Source organism: Pedobacter sp. D749, assembly GCF_019317285.1.
Classification (GTDB): Bacteria; Bacteroidota; Bacteroidia; order Sphingobacteriales; family Sphingobacteriaceae; genus Pedobacter.
This window is the reverse complement of record NZ_CP079218.1, coordinates 1407063-1425958: the sequence shown is the minus strand read 5'-3', so window position 1 is coordinate 1425958 and position 18896 is coordinate 1407063. Positions and strand designations below refer to the sequence as shown.

The 18896-nt window shown below is 37.2% G+C and carries 16 protein-coding genes and 1 pseudogene; 6 read left to right on the top strand and 11 right to left on the bottom strand.

The genetic code is table 11. From position 1 onward, the window contains the following. Positions 1-38 precede the first annotated feature (38 nt). Positions 39-590: a NifU family protein gene (locus KYH19_RS05840; RefSeq protein ID WP_121283148.1), complete on the top strand. Its 552-nt coding sequence runs from the start codon at positions 39-41 to the stop codon at positions 588-590. A 211-nt stretch (positions 591-801) separates the two neighbouring features. On the opposite strand, the gene KYH19_RS05835 is transcribed toward KYH19_RS05840, so the two are convergent. From KYH19_RS05835 to KYH19_RS05820, 4 genes are all read right to left on the bottom strand, one after another. Beyond that, positions 802-1590 carry an inositol monophosphatase family protein gene (locus KYH19_RS05835; RefSeq protein WP_219077944.1) on the bottom strand — a complete coding sequence of 263 codons (789 nt, stop codon included), beginning with the start codon at positions 1588-1590 and terminating at the stop codon, positions 802-804. A gap of 58 nt (positions 1591-1648) precedes the next feature. Next, a complete protein-coding gene (locus KYH19_RS05830; RefSeq protein ID WP_219077943.1) occupies positions 1649-2800 on the bottom strand; it encodes a prolipoprotein diacylglyceryl transferase in 1152 nt (383 codons plus the stop codon). Positions 2801-3131: 331 nt separating this feature from the next. Beyond that, positions 3132-4454 carry a tRNA (N(6)-L-threonylcarbamoyladenosine(37)-C(2))-methylthiotransferase MtaB gene (mtaB, locus tag KYH19_RS05825; RefSeq protein ID WP_219077942.1) on the bottom strand — a complete coding sequence of 441 codons (1323 nt, stop codon included), beginning with the start codon at positions 4452-4454 and terminating at the stop codon, positions 3132-3134. Between the two features lie 148 nt (positions 4455-4602). Further along, a complete protein-coding gene (locus KYH19_RS05820; RefSeq protein ID WP_219077941.1) occupies positions 4603-5172 on the bottom strand; it encodes a UbiX family flavin prenyltransferase in 570 nt (189 codons plus the stop codon). Between the two features lie 637 nt (positions 5173-5809). Here KYH19_RS05820 and KYH19_RS05815 point away from each other — a divergent pair. Continuing rightward, positions 5810-7672, top strand: coding sequence for an ATP-binding protein (locus KYH19_RS05815; protein ID WP_219077940.1), 1863 nt, complete (start codon positions 5810-5812; stop codon positions 7670-7672). Positions 7673-7695: 23 nt separating this feature from the next. Here the strand turns inward: KYH19_RS05815 and KYH19_RS05810 are convergent, their stop codons facing one another. The 6 genes from KYH19_RS05810 to KYH19_RS05790 all read right to left on the bottom strand — a co-directional run bounded on the left by KYH19_RS05810 (position 7696) and on the right by KYH19_RS05790 (position 14754). Then, positions 7696-7911: a hypothetical protein gene (locus KYH19_RS05810; RefSeq protein ID WP_121283142.1), complete on the bottom strand. Its 216-nt coding sequence runs from the start codon at positions 7909-7911 to the stop codon at positions 7696-7698. A 155-nt stretch (positions 7912-8066) separates the two neighbouring features. Next, the gene (locus KYH19_RS05805; RefSeq protein ID WP_132396264.1) at positions 8067-8387 is read right to left on the bottom strand and encodes a hypothetical protein; all 321 of its coding nucleotides are present in this window, start codon (positions 8385-8387) and stop codon (positions 8067-8069) included. Beyond that, the gene (locus KYH19_RS24160; protein ID WP_255512139.1) at positions 8377-8508 is read right to left on the bottom strand and encodes a hypothetical protein; all 132 of its coding nucleotides are present in this window, start codon (positions 8506-8508) and stop codon (positions 8377-8379) included. Before KYH19_RS24160 ends, KYH19_RS05805 begins: the two co-directional genes overlap by 11 nt. A gap of 296 nt (positions 8509-8804) precedes the next feature. Continuing rightward, positions 8805-9668 (bottom strand): OmpA family protein, encoded by an 864-nt coding sequence (locus tag KYH19_RS05800; RefSeq protein WP_193425641.1) that lies wholly within the window; start codon positions 9666-9668, stop codon positions 8805-8807. Between the two features lie 72 nt (positions 9669-9740). Further along, complete coding sequence (locus tag KYH19_RS05795; RefSeq protein WP_219077939.1) at positions 9741-12248, bottom strand: beta-L-arabinofuranosidase domain-containing protein; 2508 nt, start codon at positions 12246-12248, stop codon at positions 9741-9743. A 625-nt stretch (positions 12249-12873) separates the two neighbouring features. Then, on the bottom strand, positions 12874-14754 hold the full coding sequence (locus tag KYH19_RS05790) for a sialate O-acetylesterase (protein ID WP_255562569.1): 1881 nt from the start codon (positions 14752-14754) through the stop codon (positions 12874-12876). 324 nt (positions 14755-15078) lie between these two features. On the opposite strand from KYH19_RS05790, the gene KYH19_RS05785 reads away from it, so the two are divergent. The 4 genes and pseudogenes from KYH19_RS05785 to KYH19_RS05770 all read left to right on the top strand — a co-directional run. Continuing rightward, positions 15079-15393 (top strand): RNA-binding protein, encoded by a 315-nt coding sequence (locus tag KYH19_RS05785; RefSeq protein ID WP_227256362.1) that lies wholly within the window; start codon positions 15079-15081, stop codon positions 15391-15393. A 275-nt stretch (positions 15394-15668) separates the two neighbouring features. Next, positions 15669-15938 carry a cation:proton antiporter gene (locus KYH19_RS05780; protein ID WP_219077937.1) on the top strand — a complete coding sequence of 90 codons (270 nt, stop codon included), beginning with the start codon at positions 15669-15671 and terminating at the stop codon, positions 15936-15938. 41 nt (positions 15939-15979) lie between these two features. Further along, the gene (locus tag KYH19_RS24350) at positions 15980-16204 is read left to right on the top strand and encodes a cation:proton antiporter (protein ID WP_370630289.1); all 225 of its coding nucleotides are present in this window, start codon (positions 15980-15982) and stop codon (positions 16202-16204) included. Further along, positions 16188-16916, top strand: a pseudogene (locus KYH19_RS05770) (cation:proton antiporter); the annotation flags it as partial. The gene KYH19_RS24350 and the pseudogene KYH19_RS05770, both read left to right, overlap by 17 nt. Before the next feature lie 301 nt (positions 16917-17217). Here KYH19_RS05770 and KYH19_RS05765 read toward each other — a convergent pair. Continuing rightward, positions 17218-18894: a sodium/sugar symporter gene (locus KYH19_RS05765; RefSeq protein WP_219077936.1), complete on the bottom strand. Its 1677-nt coding sequence runs from the start codon at positions 18892-18894 to the stop codon at positions 17218-17220. Positions 18895-18896 lie beyond the last annotated feature (2 nt).

Sequence of the window (18896 nt, the reverse complement as noted above, 5' to 3'; positions counted from 1 at the left end):
AGTAATTGTTAATTTTGTTTATTCAAATTGATTAAGACATGACGATTAACGTATATACAGAACAGACTCCAAATCCAGCGACCATGAAATTCATGGTAAACAAACTGTTAATAAATGGCAGTGAGGATTTTGCGACTAAAGAGAGTGCTGAGCATTCGCCTTTTGCTAAAGAGTTATTTAAGTTCAACTTCGTTTCCGGCGTTTTTTTCGCCAGTAATTTTGTTACCATTACCAAAACAGATGATGCAGAATGGGCTGATATTGAAGCTATTCTAAAAGAATTTGTTAAAGGTGCTGTAGAATCTGAATTAAAAATTAAAGAAGCAACTGCCGAAGAAGCTCCTGCTTTTGAAGGTACGGAAACTGAAATTAAAATTCAACAGATTTTACACGATTACGTACGTCCGGCTGTTGAACAGGATGGTGGTGCAATTACCTATAAATCTTTTGATGAAGGTGTGGTTACCGTAGAGCTGCGTGGTTCTTGCAGTGGTTGCCCGTCTTCTACCATTACGCTTAAATCAGGGATCCAAAACTTATTACAGAGAATGGTACCTGAAGTTACAGAAGTAGTTTCTGAAGCGCTTTAAAATTGTGCATTTTTCATAGTATATATAGTGAAAAGGTCGCGATGAGAATCGCGACCTTTTTTTATGCGTTCTTCTTTGTCGTCATGAACTTGTTTCAGCATCTTTCCTGCTAGGTTAGGCCCCGAAATAAATTACCTTCGGTGAGCTCGCTTAAGGCTCGGTTTACTTCGTAGCTTTCCGCTTCACTACAGGTCAGGTGACGTCACGATCGTTAAAAATACTGTTTAATCGCAGTTAACATTTCGGCAGTAAGTTTACCATTGGTAGCCAATATCTCTCTTTTTTCAAAGTAATCATTTCCACCTGAGAAATCGTATACTTCTCCTCCTGCCTGCTGAACAATAAAGCATCCTGCTGCAAAATCCCATTGCTGCAGGTTGTATTCAAAGAAAGCATCAAAACGTCCACAGGCTGTATACACTAAATCTATTGCCGCCGCACCAATTCTACGTACCCCATGGCTTTTCTGCATCATTTCGGCTAATAACTTTAAGTATTTCTCTTGTTTATCAAACTGATAATATGGGAAACCTGTAGCCAACAAGCTCGAACCCAGATCAGGGTTTACAGAAACCTTAATTTCTTTCTTATTCATTAGGGCGGGTCCGCCTTTATACGAATAAAACATCTCTCCCCTATTTAATTCGTAAACGACACCAATTACAGGTAATCCGTCTTCATAAAGCGCTACGCTAATGCCATAAGCCGGAATGCCATGGATAAAGTTTGTTGTGCCATCCAAAGGATCGATGATCCAGGTGTAGGTTTTGCCTGTCCGGTTAATGGTTTTCTCTTCCGTTATAAAACCTGCATCGGGAATTAATTTTTCAAGATTTTGAACCAATTTCTGCTCTGCTGTTTTGTCAACATAAGAAACCATATCATTTAACCCTTTGTATTCTATTTTCTGAACATCGAACTGCAAGGCCTCTTTACGGATAAAATTTCCGGTAAGCTTTACAATCGAGATCACTTTATTGCATAGTAATTCGTAATTCATAACTATTTAACAACTAAATAAGGTTGTTGTTGGATTTTAAATGAATGTATAAGGTTGTTTACCGGGCCAGTTCGTTCTTGTTCCTTAAAGCATAAGCACTTAGCGCAATCCCACCTACTACAAGAAAAGTTGAAATCATTTCTGCCTGCGTAAAAGACAAACCAAAAACATGGTATTTTGAGTTTACCCGGATTAATTCGATGCAGAAACGCTCAACACCGTTTAAGATCATATAAATACCAAACATTAAACCTGGTGCTTTTATTTTATCTCTGATGCGCCATAAAAAGGCAAAAAGAATTAAACAGATAATTACTTCGTATATCGGTGTTGGGTATACACCTTGTGCCAGTTCGTTGCAAAACTTACCAGTACAACCAGGAATCGGAATTCCTTCCCCTACTACGTTATTTGGGTATTTATAAGACCACAACCAATCTGGAAGCCATGAAAATGGCTTTGGATTAGAATTAACAATCCCCCAGTCGCCATCGCCAGCTAAGTGACAACCGATACGACCTACTGCATAAGCCAGCATCATCCCCGGTCCGCCTACATCAAGCATGTGTAAAGGCTTAATACCATTTCTCTTTGCAATAATTAATACAGCTGCACCGCCGCAAATTAAGCCACCATAAAAAGTTAAGCCGCTAAAAGATAATAAGCGCTCTATTGGGTGTTGAACAAAATCATCCCAATATTCTAAATTATCAAAGAATTTTGCACCTAAAAAGCCCCAAACCGCCGCCCAAACAATCAGATTACTCATGGTTTGGTATGGGTGAATGGTTACCTGTGTTTCTTTTGGCTTATCTAGTTTGTGCTTATTCTTTTCGGTATAATCCCAGTAAGCAAATAAACCTGCAAAAAACAAACCACCAATTATATTTCCTTTGGCCGACATTAAAATCGACTGTGCATCATTTACAAAAAGTTTATAGTTTAACAACGCATAAACCAGTTTATACCCAATAACAAATCCAAAAAGACCGTTCATGATCAATTCGGATGTAGTAGCAGGTTTACCAACCACAATTGTTTTTTTAATTGGATGGAGTATGCCCAGCGCTTCTTTACGCTTAAGTTCTTTGGTAAAAGCCCAATAGCCAGCAACAAATGCCAGTGCAACAAAAACACCAAATGTATTAAATGGAAGCGGTAAATTAATGCCGAATAAGTATTCTAAGAAATGTGAAACGGTAGGAAACATACAAATAATTTGTTGCGAAGATAGGAAAGAAAGCGCAAAGCTGAAAGGTTAAAGGCCAAAGCTTAAAGACTAAAGCGGAAAGACTAAAAACCAGTGTTTAAACCTGGGAGAAAGAGGTGAAAATCTGTTTTCCTATTTGGAAAAAGTGATTCTGTGTTCCGTCGGTTAACAAGGTCCTGCTCTACACTTTACTCTCCAGATTAAAAACTTGTGAAACAAGCAAACCTTTCATAGTAAAAGATTCTTCACTGCGTTCAGAATGACAGTAAAGGATGTTTGACTGAAGACTTCTGACTAATGACTTCGGACTAAACTAAGACCTAGGACTAAACTAATGATGCGCGTGAACAGTTTCCAGTTCTGCCACTTCTACTTCTCCATCGGCTGTAATTTCTAAAAGCTTAACTGCTTTTAATTCATTTACCATAACCGGATCGTATTTGGCACGTACTTTCACATAGTTTTTAGTAAAACCGTGCATGTAACCCAATTTCTGATCTGCTTCGAAAAGTACTTCAGCATCAGTACCAATTTGAGATTCGTAGAAAGCCCTCCGCTTTTTATCAGATAAAATATGAAGCATTTTACTACGCTCATTACGCTCGCTTCCTGCCACAACACCTTTCATTTCGGCTGCAGCCGTTAATTCGCGTTCGGAGTAAGTAAATACGTGTAAATAAGAAATATCAAGTTGGTTTAAAAACTGATAGGTATCTAAAAAATCTTCTTTTGTTTCACCAGGAAAACCAACAATTACATCTACGCCAATACAACAGTGCGGCATTACCTCCTTAATTTTGGCAACACGCTCTACATACAAATCGCTACGGTAGCGACGGCGCATTAAACCTAAAATTTTATCAGAACCGGATTGTAAGGGAATATGAAAATGCGGAACAAACCTTTTAGAAGTGGATACAAACTCGATGATCTCATTGCTCAAAAGGTTAGGTTCAATAGATGAAATACGGATTCTTTCAATTCCTTCTACCTCATCTAAAGCTTTAACCAGGTCAAAAAATTTATCTTCACGCTGACCATTTCTGATTCCGAAATCACCAAGGTTTACACCGGTTAATACAATTTCTTTAACACCGCTATCGGCAATCATTTTTGCACGATTAACCACATTTTCAATGGTATCGCTACGACTTGCACCGCGTGCTAAAGGAATGGTGCAATATGTACAAGGGTAATCGCAACCATCCTGTACTTTCAAAAAAGTACGTGTTCTATCGCCAATAGAATAAGAGGCAATAAAATTATGGTTTACTTTCTCAATACTTTGCTGATGAATAAGCGTTTTAGGCTGTTTAGTTAAATCGGTAATATATTCTACTATCCTGAATTTTTCTGCAGCGCCCAAAACCATATCAACTCCTTCTATTTCGGCAATTTCCTGTGGTTTTAGCTGTGCATAACAACCTACAATGGTTACAAAGGCATTTGGTGAATACTTTAAAGCTTCTTTAACAACTTTACGGCACTTTTTATCGGCATGCTCGGTAACAGAGCAGGTATTGATCACATAAACATCGGCCTGATGCTGAAATTCTACTACGGAGTAACCCGCATCGGTAAATAAACGACCGATGGTTGAGGTTTCGGAGAAATTGAGTTTACAACCTAATGTATAAAATGCGACCTTTTTCATTGAGGCTGCAAAGATAACAAAATAGATTTGAGTATTATGATATGAGATTGGAGATTAAAGGTAAATTACAGTTAATTAACAATGCTGTTTGTAGTTTTTCGATTTTCAGCTCATTATAAACGATCGGGTAAAAACTGCTAACTGAAACTTATTTCTCCTGCCAGCGGTAACTTTCCTGTTCAAAACCTGCTAAATCAAGCACCCTGCTCACAACTGTTCCGGCTACTTCTTCGATGCTTTTAGGCAGACTATAAAAAGATGGATTAGCCGGACAAATAATGCCACCGGCTTCGGTAACTGTTTTCATATTATTGATGTGAATTAAGCTAAAAGGTGTGTCGCGTACTACAGCAATCAGTTTTCTCCGTTCCTTTAGTACCACATCTGCAGCCCTTGAAATCAGATCATTTGATATTCCGTGTGCAATACGTCCTAATGTACCCATCGAGCATGGAACGATGATCATCGTATCGTATTTTGCCGAGCCTGAAGCAAAAGGGGCATTAAAATCGTTTTTGTTATAGAAAGTGAAGTCTTTAAAATGAGTATAATCCTGGTTCCCCAGTTCGAATTGCCAAACCTCTTTGGCATTATCGCTCATTACCACACCAACGGCTTCAATCTGATCTTTTAATTTTAATAACTGATCAAATAAAACCTTTGCATAAACTGAACCGCTGGCACCTGTAACTGCAACAATCACTTTCTTTTTTATCATAACACAAAAATAGTTTTTATAAATTCTATTCAAACAAAAAAGGGCCAGAACAATGTTCTGACCCTACATCTACCTATGAAAAACATACCCTCGAAAGGGTAAGAACAAATATATATAAATTTTTAAAAAAATGTAATGGAGAAATGCTAAATCACTTAAATCAAATGTTAAACTCAAAAATAAAACACAAACAACTGATTATCAGATTAATAATTTTCTACTAAAATAGATAAAAACTTTTTTAATGCTTAAAAAGACTCAATTTTCAGTAGAATAACGCCTAATACTGTATTATAAATCAGTCATAATTATCTTATAATGATCTAATTTAAATTTCGCTTATCATTTTACGACCTTAACTTTACAATTTTTTGATATTTGCATAACATCATTTTGTACACTCCAAAAAATCATATGCAGATTTTTAGAACAGATAAGGACAGCCCCATCCATCTTAAATGTTTTATTCATCATAGTTTAAGGGTTCCAAATTAAATAATGGAATGTAACAGCTTACGATAAAATTATTACACTTATAGCTCATACCAATTTGTATGATAAATGTTAGATATTCCTTAAAAATCCGTTGGCGATTAACTGTTTAAGGATTATATTTGGGAAAGTGTCACTCAAATATATGATAGATTTAGCTTCTCCATTCCTAAAAGCACTATTAAAACATTCTACAAGTCCTATAATCATTTTTAAAGTAAAGCCAATATTGGTTGTAGTAGAACATAACGATGCTTACCAGGCTTTAATTGAGCGTGTGGGTGGAAAATTAAAATTATATGATATCGACATTATCCCAAACCTCTTATCTGATGTTGAAAAGAATATTCTAATTAAAACAGTTCATAAAGTAAGTGAACTTAAGACAAAAAGTACGCTAATCATTCATCCCATCTATTCCAACTCGCCAAACGTGAAGTGGGAATTAGAATTTTCGCCAGTATTACAAAATGACCGCCCGGTTGAATACCTCGTTTGTTCATTAAGAGAAATTCCAATGGATGAAAATGACCTTGAGCATATTTTATTTGAACTTTCGGAAAGTGAAGCTCGTTTTAGGGGATTTTTTGAGCAGGCACCTTTAGGCATGTGTGTATTAAAAGGTCCGGAGTTGATTACGGAGTATGCAAACGATAACATATTAAAAATTTGGGGTAAATCCAGAAAAGAAGTTATCGGATTACCTTTAGAAGAGGCACGGCCGGAATTTGAAAAACAGCAGGCGCTTGTAAAACGTGTAAAAGACATTTTCAAAAACCAACAGCCATTAACACTCAACGAATTAAAACTCTCCACAGCAGTTTCAGACGGTTATTTCATCGCTTTGTATGAACCTTTAAAAAATGATAAAAACGAAGTAACCAGAATTTTAGTGATTATCAAGGATATTACAGAGCAGGTAAACTTTAAAAAAGAATTACTTAAGGCTAAAGATATTTTAAAAATAGCCATGGATGCTTCAGAAATGGGCTCGTGGAATATCGATTTAGAAAACAAACAGATCCTGCTGTCAGAAAGGGCACAACATATATATGAACTGGAAAACAACAGATTGGGTATTGAGGAAGCCAAATCATTGATTAGTCCCGAAGACAGCAGGCATCTTACTAGTGGTATTAAACGTGCATTACACCACCGAAACGCTTTTAATATCGAATACCAGATTAATTTGAATGGCATCAGTGCAAAGCGCAAATGGTTAAGAACTGCAGGAAAAGCCTATTATAACGAAGAGGGAAAAGCCGTTTATATTGCTGGAGCAGTTCTGGATATTACGGAACATAAACAGGATGAAATTAGAAAAAATGATTTCATCGGTATGGTAAGTCATGAGCTTAAAACTCCTTTGACATCTTTAAGCGCTTATGTACAGCTTTTACAATTTAAATTCAAAGAAACGGATAACGAGTTCCCTACTCAGATACTGGATAAGATAAATGTCCAGTTAAAGAGAATGTCATTAATGATTGATGGTTTCTTAAATGTCTCCTTATTAGAATCGGGTAAAATTTTATTGAATAAAACAAATTTTAATCTGGTTGATTTGATTAAAACTATTGCTGAAGAAAACAGAATGGTTTTACCCAGCCATTTTATCCAGGTAATTGGTCCTGAAGAAATGATGCTACATGCTGACATGGACAAAATTGGCAATGTTGTTAATAACCTGATTGGCAACGCAGCGAAATACTCGAAAAAAGAATCTTTAATTGCAATAAAATGCGATATACAAAAGGGTTATCTGGTTGTTAGTGTAGAAGACGAGGGTATAGGCATTAAGGAAGATAATATACCCAAACTTTTTGACCGCTTTTACCGTGTAGAAAGTTCTGATACCAAAACAATTGCAGGATTTGGAGTTGGCTTGTACATTTGTGCCGAAATAATTCAAAGGCATGGGGGAAAAATCTGGGCAGAAAGCAAGTTGGGGCAAGGTTCTACATTTTATTTCAGCTTGCCCATCCCAAATGACCATTTGATGCCCTGAATATCTATTCAGTCGGTGTGGAATTAAACTTTTATCTCTTCCATTGCTAATTTAACGTTAACCGCCACCAAGCCACGCTCGTGTAATTCAATTTCAAAAACTATTTTCGAGTTTATATTAATTCGATCAGACACGTCATCTAATTGAAAATGGATATCCTGGCCATTTTCATCAATAATGATCCCATGCCCATTTTCAAAGTCAATCTGGATAACGTCTCCCTTCCTATTCACTCCCATTGCAGAATTTATTTTTATAAATAATGAACAATTATAGTCAATTTACGTATCATAAAAGATACATAAAAGATTTTTTTTGAAAAATTAAGTGTAGGGATTGATACAATATTTATTACTAAAACGAATTAATGCAAGCAAATAGGCAATTCCGTGTTTTAATGTTTTAATCTCGCTATACAATAAGCCAAAAGATGTGTTGATTCTTTTGAAATCTTTTTACGGCTGAGGCTATCTTTAATATGGCCAACTGCATTTCCAAGTTTATCTTCCAAAAGATCAAGCATCCCGATAATGTTTTCTGGTACAACAGTTAAAGATAACATGGGGTAATATTTATGCTCGAGAACCTTTCGCTGACTATCTGTAGCTAAATCCAATGTCCACTCTTCGTCTGCCGAAAAACCATATTCGTGCCTGGTATTGTTCAATTCATACAAAAAAACTTTGACCTGAGCTTTTTGATCGTTATTTGCCATTTTTACCCGGTTTTTTGGCGAAAGGATCAATTTCTGTTTTTGCTGTTTTACCTTTTCCCGATTGATAATCTGAGGGTGCCTTTTTATTTAGACTGGCCTCTTTCTTTTTGTCTCTACTCATAAAAATAAATGTTTACTGTTAGCTAAGACCAATCATCATTGCTTAAACAATTCGGTGGCTGGAGTAAGGAATACTCACCTAAATAAGATTGGCGAATACTATAATGGTACATCAGCGAGAGAAAGAAGTGATAGTATTACTGATATAAACAAATATACCTTTATTAATGATTAGAACAGTCATAGAAGTCTGGTTATCAGGATATATTTCATTTAAATATCAAAAGGAAAGCATTGCAAATAAAAAGGGTTGGAAAATTAACTCCAACCCTTCTTATGCTTAATCATAATAACCTTTTATTTTTGAGATTGCTCAGGCGCTTTTCCGATCAGATCCATAAACTGATCTAGTTTAGGTGTTATGATAATCTGTGTACGCCTGTTTTTTGCTTTTCCACCTGGAGTATTATTATCAGCAATTGGATTAAACTCTCCACGTCCACCAGCTGTTAAACGCTTAGGGTCGACGGCATACTTGGTTTGTAATACCTGCACTACTGATGAAGCACGTAAGGCACTTAAATCCCAGTTGTTACGGATGTTTGTTTGAACAATTGGTACATTATCGGTGTTACCTTCTATCAGTACATCATAGGTATCGTAATCTTTAATAATTTTGGCAATTTTGCTTAAAGTTTCGCCAGCTTTATCAGAAACTTCATAGCTACCTGATTTATATAACATGTTATCAGCTAAAGAGATGTATACCACGCCTTTAAGTACCTGAACATCAACATCACCCAACTCTTCACGACTTAATGACCTTGTTAAGTTATTAGTTAACACCATATTAAGTGAGTCACTTTTGTTTTTAGCATTCACTAATTGTTTGATGTATTTGTTTGAACTATTAATCTCATCAACCAATTTTGAAATGTTAACATTTCCCTGGTTACTCGAATTTAAACATTTGTTTAAAGCATCTTGCAGTGCCGTTACATTGGCTTTTTCTGATGCGATCTGCTCTTCTAAACTTTTAACCCTACTGGTGCTTCCGCTAAGTTCACGCTGGCTATCCTGGTATTTATTACTAAGTTCCTGATTCCTATCTCTTAACTTGGCATAGGTGTCCTGAAGTTCAGCATACTTTTTATTGCTTACACAACCTGCAGCAAGTGCAAGCGTAAAGAGCATTATGGGAATTGATTTGTATAATTTCATAATATTACTTTATTTGTTACCACTGCATTAGCAAATTCCTTGCCGTAAGTTTTACATCGCCCGCAGTTGATGTTAAAAGGTGTTAATTTTTACCGAATCGAAGCTTGCCAAAGCGTTATATGTTCTTAATCCTATACTCCCCGATTGGTATTGATTATCTGATGCCGAAAGTACAGGCTGAACTGATCCGTTTATAAAGACATCAAATTTATCTGCCTTGGCCACTATCTTTAAGGTATACATTTTGTTCATTTCAACAGGATATTTTCCTGAACGTATTACCGTCCATTTTTGTCCGTTGGCTTTTCCAAATATTACAGTTCCATTAAGTTGATCTAAGCCAACATAATAGCCTTGGTAGGCATCAGGGCCAATATCAGGATTAGAAATCCTGAACATTAAACCCGCATCACCAGAGGTATTGATTTTAACATCTGCCTGATAAACAAAATCTTTAAAGTCTGTGTCATTGGCCACATATTTAGATCCATGTATACCATAGCCACCAGAGCCTGCATTTGACGCAGCGTTTATCTGTCCATCTTTCCAAAACCAGCCCCCGCCATAAAAAACCCAATTGCTGGCCATTCCTTCATCAAAGTTTTCGACCAAAGTTTTATTTATTTTTTTTGGCTCACCGATTACAGGGAAACAGCTTAAGCGGATATTTTCAGATCCGTAGGGTACCAGGATAACTTCTTCCTGTTTTTCAGCTGATGCGATTGGACTAAAGGGCACATCAAAAGCAGACATTTTATTGTAACCTAAACCCCATGAAGGAATCTTTTTTGCCTGAACCTTTATTTTAACCGGTGCATTTGCCGCAATAAAAGGGTTATTTGGCATTTCTGATTTTAATACCCTAGCCTTACTTAAACCACTTTTATCGATCATCAAACCATAATTCCATGCTGATTCCGGATGGATTTCGTAATCTGCAAAGCCAGCAACAGGATGTGTTTTGGTTACCTTGTTTACCGCCTTAATTTCCAGTGCATAAACAATAGGTCCACGTTCTACACTCAAAGAATTATTTACCTGTGCCCTGGTAGTGATTTCCATTGGAAAATTCAATTCTAATTGATCTTGATTTTTCCATTCTCTGGCTATGGTAAACATTTCTCCAGCTTTTACGCCTTCTAATGTAGCTCCATTTAACCTGATGCCTGGTTTTACACTCCAGGCTGGGATTCTTAAAGTTAATGGAAATGATGTACTGGCGGCAAGTTCTACTTTTAACCTGATTTGTTCTTCGAAGGGGTAATTGGTTTCTTCGGTAATTTTTATTTTTTTATTTTCTGCTACTACGGTTTCTATTTCCATAGGGCCATAGGTAATTACCGCTAAACCTTTCTCTGGAGTAGATACCACGCTACTTTTCAAAAAATAAGGCCAGCCCATGTGCATATTATATCGGCAGCAGCCATAGCCTGAATATGGACTGGAAACAATTCCTGTAGCATAATCCTGATTAAAACCATGCTCGCCATGAATACTCTGCACCTGATTTGGTAATGTGTAATAGGAGTGGTTTTTAAAATCCCGGCTAAACTGCGCAGGCAAAGCATTAAAAGCCACTTTCTCCAACTGATCGCCAATTTTTGCATCGTGAATAACTTTTGCCGCAGTTTCTAAACTCTGCATCCATTCCACTACTGTACAGGTTTCTACGCCTTCTATACTGCTAGTGCCTGCCAGGAATTCAGTTCCCGAACCTAGCCCTTCGGGCTGACCATGGTCGTGCATAATATGTGCGATACCTTTAGAGAGTGCTTCAAGATTAGATGGAAGATCTTGAAGTTGCGCACAAACTATAGGAAATTTTAACGCCTGAGCCACATTAACCATGTGTTTTGGCTGAAAATCGTCACCGAAAAAGTAAAATTCGTTATTACTATATATATCAATCCAGGGATATGCCTGTTGTTTTAACTTTTCTACAAGTGTTAATAAATCCTGATCACCGGTTTTATTGTAAAGCCAAATGGCAATTTCCATGTTATCGCCTGCCCTTGCTTTGCCCCATTCTTTTAACGGATCGGCATCGAGATTCGCAAGTTCATATTTAAAATATTTGGAGAGAAATGGAATAACCCTTTTATCATTTGTGGCTTCATAATAGCTTTGTAAAGCATACATCATTGGCATTCTCGGCCACCAATCTTTCATTTTCGGTGGACCAAATAATCCATTGGCTTGTTGATTGTTTAAAGTCCAATCGATATACTTCTGCGCTTTCGCTTTTAGCACAGGATCATCTAAAGTATAAGCCAATGCGACTAAACCTTTAACATAATAAGGTACGCGCTCCCATCCATTTCCATCGCCTCCCAGCCAATCGGAATTTTTTCCAAGATTATCTTTTTCAGGGTATAACTCTTCAGCCATTCCGGTTGCACCATCTCTTTGTTGTTCCAGCTGCTTTAACAACCATCCCTTTGCTTTAATACTGCCTATTGGTAATTGCACATAAACCTGTTGTTTTAACGGCGCTTTATTAAATTCAGTTAAATTTTGGGCATATAATGCAGGAATCGATATAGAAACAAGAAAATGGATTAAGATATATATTCTTTTCATAAAAGACATATTGGTTAGAAATGTTTTATAAAACTAATAAATATACATCAAATATTAAAACGATTTAGTAAGCGTATATTCGAGTAGTATAACTGTTAAATAAACCTTATGTAGTAGTTAGACTTTTGTAGCATAGGCAACAGCCTGAAACTTACCTTGATATTATAAGTTCAGCACCACGATCGTCAATCTGAGCGTAGTCGGAGACTTCTTGAGATTGGTAAATCGCAAATAAATGCCCTTAGATTATACTACCATTGACAGAATCTATCAGTATGGCCGTCATTCTCGCGCAGGCGGGAATCTTAAAGCGCTTGCATTACGATTATTCATCAGTTTTCCTTTTATTCAGAGGCATTCATGAGCACTCCGTGGTTCCCAATCAAGTTGGGAATGACGATTCCTCGCAGTCTAAAATCCGCTAAAAATCTGTCATTCATATTGATTTTTAATAATAAATCATCCCTCAGGATGAGATCTTTTTGCGATTTTTCACCCTAACTTAATGACATTGAGCAACACCTTCACAAAAGATAGTAACTAAAAGAAGGACTGTTCTGACCGAAAAGCATTAAACCTGCTTTACGAAAAATTCATTTTTTTTAACGCAAATGCTTACAACTATTTATTTCTTTCCAAAGGTAATTCCCAGCCACGTATCTGTTCTAAATGGCAACGCTGGTAAGCCATCGTTACTAACGAGGTTACAAACAGGATTATTTCCCCATGCATAACGAACGGCAACAGGATTTGCTACCTGATCACTACTTACGATAATCTGATTACCCTTGATACTTGCTTTGGCCCAGTAAAATTTTTTATCTGCTCCGGCGATGGCAAAACCTGTAAGTGCTGCGCCATCTGCGGCTTTTAATCCATTTTCTGTATTGCTAAAGGTTAAAAGAATCTGTTTTCCTTCAATTTTATTTGATTGATAAACTGGGCCGGAATAGTTTATTTTTTGGCCATATGTTTTGGCCAGGGCAATTAATGCCAATCTTCTACCTACCTCCTGTTTATTTTTAGGGTGGATATCTTTTGCATCACCAATATCAATAATTGTGGCCATGCCCGTATTTGGCAAAGCGAGTGTTTTTTGCTGTGCCTCCCTAAGTTCTGCCCAGGCAGATTGTGCTGGCAAATTATCAACTTGCATAAAATTGGCTAACTGAACAAAATAAAATGGAAAATCGCCCTGCCCCCATTTCTGCCGCCAATCTTTGATCATTGCTGGAAATAACTCACGGTATTGATAAGCTCTGTCGGCATTAGCTTCTCCCTGATACCAAATAGCCCCTTTGATGGAGAATTGGCGGTAAGGATGAATCATAGCATTGTACAAAACTGTCGGACGGTTAGCGCCATTTTCTTCGTGTGGCTTAGGCTCAATATTTTTAAAATCCAAACCTATTCTATATTTCCATTCACCAGCAAGTAAAATTTTCCCGGTAGCGCCATTTGTTAAATTTAGATCTTTAGCTTCACCGTATAAGCCGCCCCCTCCTCCACTATCAAAAACCCTTACAGTGATGAAATTATCACCTACTTTGAGCAAATTAGCAGGTATTGTATATGTTCTTCCAACATTATATCCTGCTGTTTCGCCCACTTTTACACCATTTATAAAAGTAATATCGTTATCATCAATAGTCCCCAAATTAAGCTTTACCCGGTTCGTTTTCCAGTTTTCTGGAATGGTAACCTTTTTTGTAAACCAAACCACACCATCGAAGTCTTTAAGTGCTGCATCCTCCCATAAGGTTGGCAAAGTCATATCTTTCCAATTGCCACTTTCTTCCAAAGCCCATTTCATCTGCCCGTCTTGATTACCTGAATCTTTATCTGTAGTGATTTTAACCCAATTTTTTAGCTTTTCATCATAAGAAATTGGAGATGGATTTTTAGCAGATTTCTGAATCTTATCAACTGCAGCAGAAAAATCTGCCATCTTTTTTAACGATTCAGCACTCGTCCAGGCTTCAGCAATTGTACCGCCCCAGGAAGTGTGGATCAGGCCAATAGGGATTTTAGTTTTTTCATACACTTCGCGGGCGAAGAAATATGCGGTAGAAGAAAACTCCGCAATATATTTTGGACTGCATTCCTGCCAACCGCCATTGGCCACTTTAGCATCATTAAGTGGAAAATTACTGGCAACATGTTCCGTCTGCAATAAACGGATATTGGGATATTTAGCTTCGGCGATTTCTTTTTCGCTATTGAGGATTTTGCCCCAGCCTGCCAGCGGCATTTCCATGTTCGACTGCCCGGAACAGATCCATACATCGCCAATTAATACGTTATTGAGCACCAGCAACTCCCCATCTGATATAGTTATGGTATACGGTCCTCCGTAACCTGGCGTTGCCACTTTAATTTTCCAATTACCATTGGCATCCGCAATAGCTCCGTAATTAATTTTATTCCATGAAACCGTTACTTTAACTGCTTTACCAGCATCTGCTTTACCCCAAATTGCAGCATTGGTTTTCTGCTGTAAAACCATGTTATTGCTAAAAACTGAGGGCAATAAAATTTTAGCTTGTATAAAGGGAGATATGCAAAGTAATAGTGTAATGAGAAGTATAGATCTTAACCTGCGCGCGCTCATATTTTAACCTATTTTTGGATGATTAGAAAGCTAATGTACGTTTTCTACCGATCAACATCAATATACAGGTCTGCTACAAACAAAATTTATGGTTAATGAGACAAAATTCCTACAAATTATTTTGGGTAAGAACATCATTTTACTTATTTTGCAGGTCTTAAGGAACAGCGCTGGATTTTAATATTTATAGCTCAAATGTTCTCTCAAATAAAAGAATTAATGATTAAGATTTTCATAGGCGGCCTTCCTGACAATATCCAAGAGATGGATTTGGCAATATTGGTTAGCCTTCATGGTAGGGTAGAAACAATTAAAATTGTTCGCGACAGGGCAACGGGTAAATGTAAAGGTTACGCTTTTCTGGAAATTTATAGTCTTCCCGATGCCAAAAACATCGTATCAACTTTAAATGGCGAGACATTTAAAGGTAATGTCATTACAGTTAAAATATCTGAAGAGGAAGGTGGCGCTAAAGCAGTAAAACCAAAACCCAACCCAGCTTTTAAAAGTAAAAGGCCCAGGTTACAACGCTAGTGCATCAAATTGGCTTTTACTGAAAGGCTCGGGAATAAGGTCGCTATTGCGATAAATAACCACAAAGCAATCTTTCTTGCTTTTTAGCGAATAGTATGATCAAGATTGATTCATCCTATGCAAGATCAGCTATCACACCCTAAGCTATCGGATAACGATACCGCAATTCATTATGCGAAAGACCTCTACCACCTAGCTAATTTTACATAAACTTCGTAATCCGATGGTAAACGTATAATTTGCATGACGTGTTAATTAAAAACGCATTTAGACGTATGGAAAATTATGCCGTTGTAATATTTATTTTGGCTGTAATGATTGGCCTTTCTGCTATCGCAGACCGAATTAAGATTCCCTACCCTATTTTATTGATTATAGCCGGAATTGCAGTAGGTTTTGTGCCTTCGTTGCCGCCAATTGATATTAATCCCGAAATTATATTTTTGATATTTCTACCGCCATTGCTTTATGATGCCGCCTTTAATATCTCATTTAATGAATTTAAAACCAATATCAACACCATATTTACCCAGCTATTACGCTAGTTTTTATCACCGCTATCGGCATTGCTGTCGTTGCCCATTATATGATTCCGGGGATGAGTTGGCCGGTATCTTTCGTATTAGGCGCAATTCTTTCAGCCACCGATGCGGTTGCCGCCATGAGTATTACCAAAGGACTGGGTTTATCTCATAAAACCAACACCATTCTGGAGGGTGAGAGTTTAGTTTGCTTCTGCGCTTGTAGCGTATCGTTTTGCAGTAGCCGCAGTAACAGGAACAGCCTTTGTATTTTGGAAAGCATCCCTTGAATTTGTCTTATTGATGGCTGGTGGATTCTTAATTGGCATGGTGATGTCGAAAATTTTAGCCTTTATTATTAAACGGATTCATAACAATCGCCTGGCAACCATCAGCTTTATGTTATTAATGCCTTTTGTTACCTATTTAATTGCAGAACAAGTGCATGTTTCGGGTGTTATTGCTGTTGTTATTTTAGGATTGGGCATATCCAGGTTTAGTAACAAGGTATTTCCAGAGCAACTTAAAAACCAATCGAAAAACATCTGGGACATTATTATCTTTTTATTAAATGGGCTAATTTTTATATTAATTGGCTTACAGTTTCCTTATGTATATAAAAATATTAGCAGTGCTGATATTCTACCATACATTGGTTATTCGTTGGTGATTACGGTTGTCGCTTTGTTACTCAGAATGGCGCGTGTTTTCTTACAAAAATTTAATCTTCAAAAAGCTTTTCAGAAAGGGAAACACCGCATTACAGAGGATGCATTGCTGGATTTTAAGAACAGTTTAATTATCAGCTGGTCGGGCATGAGAGGCATTGTTTCGCTGGCCATTGCAATTGGGTTACCAGCTACTTTATCGGATGGAAGTGCGTTTCCACAACGAAATGCCGTTATATTTATTTCGGTAGTGGTGGTATTGTTTACCTTAATCGGGCAGGGCCTTACTTTACCTTGGTTAGTGAAGAAACTGGCGACGGAGGATGAAGGGTAATTTTGTTTTTCTAACCACCGAGTTCACTGAGAAGAAATCACAGAGAAAACAGAGTCGTTTTTTACCTTAAACTTCGAACATCCCGATCCCTGACTTTTGGACTACCTGCATTTATCATTAAGAAATTAAGGTAGTTAAAAAACTTAAACAATCTTACAGGCATCACGCACAAAGATTGTCAAAGTAAATAATTGAACTTATTTCTTTAATCATTATGGTATAATGCAGTTAAAACTTTGACAATCTTACAGGCATTACGCCCAAAAGATTGTCAAAGTAAATAATTGTTGATCTAAATTGTTTACCAATATACACTGTACAGTGCAACCAATAAGCCGATGATAATTAAAGCGCCTACTGCAAAACTGGTAGTGGTTTTAAACATTTTAGCATCAATAGCCAATCCTTTAGCTTCTGCCTTAACTTTGTTGCTCGCTAAACTGATGATCACCATACCTAACATACAGAATACAAATACAAAGCCCATTCGATCCAAAAATGGAATTTCGTAAACTCCGGCTGCATTTTTAACAGAGAAGCCCATACCCGACAACCATGAAAGATCGGTAAGTTTAGGTAAGAATTTAAGTAAAATCGACAAACCAAAACCGCCGATGGTAGCAAATAGTGCTGCACCAGAGGTTGTTCTTTTCCAGAAGAAACCTAAAATAAACATGGCAAAAATACCCGGAGAAACAAAACCGGTATATTCCTGAATGTATTGAAAACCACCTTTTTTATCAATTCCTAAGTGTGGAGCAATCAACACGCCAAGAATCATTGCTACAACAATAGAAATCTTACCTGTTGTAACTAAATTTTTCTCTGTAGCATCGGTTTTTAATACTTTTTTATAAATATCTAACGTAAAAATGGTGGCAATACTATTTGCTTTACCTGCCAGTGACGCCACAACCGCAGCGGTTAATGCAGCAAACGAAAGCCCTTTTAATCCCGCAGGAAGCAAGTTTAACAATACCGGGTAAGCACGATCTGGATTTACAGATCCATCCTGCAGCATTTCTGTTTGGAAAGCACCATCTTTATACAACACATAAGCGGCAATACCGGGCAATACCACAATGATAGGCATTAACAGCTTTAAGAAAGCTGCGAAAAGGATACCTCCCCTCGCAGTTTCCAGATTAGCACCTAAGGCACGTTGCGTGATGTACTGGTTACAGCCCCAATAGTTTAGGTTCACGATCCACATACCGCCTATCAATACGCTTAAGCCTGGTAAGTCAATATAATTTTCATTATCAGGTTTTAAGATCATGTGGAAATGCTCTGATGCTTTAGAAGTCATTAAGCTATAGCCTTCAAAAATACCACTTGTACCATAATGTGTAGAAACCAGGTTTAAAGCCAGATAAGTAGTAGCCAAGCCACCTAAAATCAAGAAAAATACCTGGATTACGTCGGTATACCCAATTACTTTCATCCCGCCCAAGGTGATGAGAATGGCAAAAATTGCAATGGCATACATACAAAACCTTAAATCGAAACCAGAAATACTGCTTACCGCTAATGCACCTAAGTAAAGAATAGAAGTTAAGTTTACCACAACATAAAGCAATAACCAGAAAACGGCCATAATCATGGCTACAGTACCATTATAGCGCTGGTGCAGAAACTGTGGCATGGTAGCAATTTTGTTTTTCAAATAAACCGGAATGAAAAATACGGCTACCACTACCAAAGTAAGTGCACCCATCCATTCGTAGGTTGCAATAGCCAGTCCCATTTTAAAGCCTGAACCGCTCATACCGATAAACTGCTCAGCAGAGATGTTTGATGCGATTAAAGATGCGCCGATTGCCCACCAGGTTAAAGAACCTTCTGCAAGAAAATAATCTTTAGAACCCGTAGATTCGGACTTTTTCTTGTTATAAATGTATAGCCCGTAAGCAGCTACAATAACGAAGTAAATTGCAAAGACAATGTAATCCTTAGTGTCTAATATGTTATTTTTCATTG

Bases quoted from the DNA above. Each gene is read 5' to 3' on its own strand.
- KYH19_RS24350 (WP_370630289.1), top strand. From the start codon at position 15,980: ATGATTCCGGGGATGAGTTGGCCGGTATCTTTCGTATTAGGCGCAATT.
- KYH19_RS05795 (WP_219077939.1), bottom strand. From the start codon at position 12,248: ATGAAAAGAATATATATCTTAATCCATTTTCTTGTTTCTATATCGATT.
- KYH19_RS05800 (WP_193425641.1), bottom strand. From the start codon at position 9,668: ATGAAATTATACAAATCAATTCCCATAATGCTCTTTACGCTTGCACTT.
- KYH19_RS05780 (WP_219077937.1), top strand. From the start codon at position 15,669: ATGGAAAATTATGCCGTTGTAATATTTATTTTGGCTGTAATGATTGGC.
- KYH19_RS05790 (WP_255562569.1), bottom strand. From the start codon at position 14,754: ATGGTTTTACAGCAGAAAACCAATGCTGCAATTTGGGGTAAAGCAGAT.
- KYH19_RS05820 (WP_219077941.1), bottom strand. From the start codon at position 5,172: ATGATAAAAAAGAAAGTGATTGTTGCAGTTACAGGTGCCAGCGGTTCA.
- KYH19_RS05785 (WP_227256362.1), top strand. From the start codon at position 15,079: ATGATTAAGATTTTCATAGGCGGCCTTCCTGACAATATCCAAGAGATG.
- KYH19_RS05765 (WP_219077936.1), bottom strand. From the start codon at position 18,894: ATGAAAAATAACATATTAGACACTAAGGATTACATTGTCTTTGCAATT.
- KYH19_RS05805 (WP_132396264.1), bottom strand. From the start codon at position 8,387: ATGGCAAATAACGATCAAAAAGCTCAGGTCAAAGTTTTTTTGTATGAA.
- mtaB (WP_219077942.1), bottom strand. From the start codon at position 4,454: ATGAAAAAGGTCGCATTTTATACATTAGGTTGTAAACTCAATTTCTCC.
- KYH19_RS05830 (WP_219077943.1), bottom strand. From the start codon at position 2,800: ATGTTTCCTACCGTTTCACATTTCTTAGAATACTTATTCGGCATTAAT.
- KYH19_RS05835 (WP_219077944.1), bottom strand. From the start codon at position 1,590: ATGAATTACGAATTACTATGCAATAAAGTGATCTCGATTGTAAAGCTT.
- KYH19_RS05810 (WP_121283142.1), bottom strand. From the start codon at position 7,911: ATGGGAGTGAATAGGAAGGGAGACGTTATCCAGATTGACTTTGAAAAT.
- KYH19_RS05840 (WP_121283148.1), top strand. From the start codon at position 39: ATGACGATTAACGTATATACAGAACAGACTCCAAATCCAGCGACCATG.
- KYH19_RS24160 (WP_255512139.1), bottom strand. From the start codon at position 8,508: ATGAGTAGAGACAAAAAGAAAGAGGCCAGTCTAAATAAAAAGGCACCC.
- KYH19_RS05815 (WP_219077940.1), top strand. From the start codon at position 5,810: ATGATAGATTTAGCTTCTCCATTCCTAAAAGCACTATTAAAACATTCT.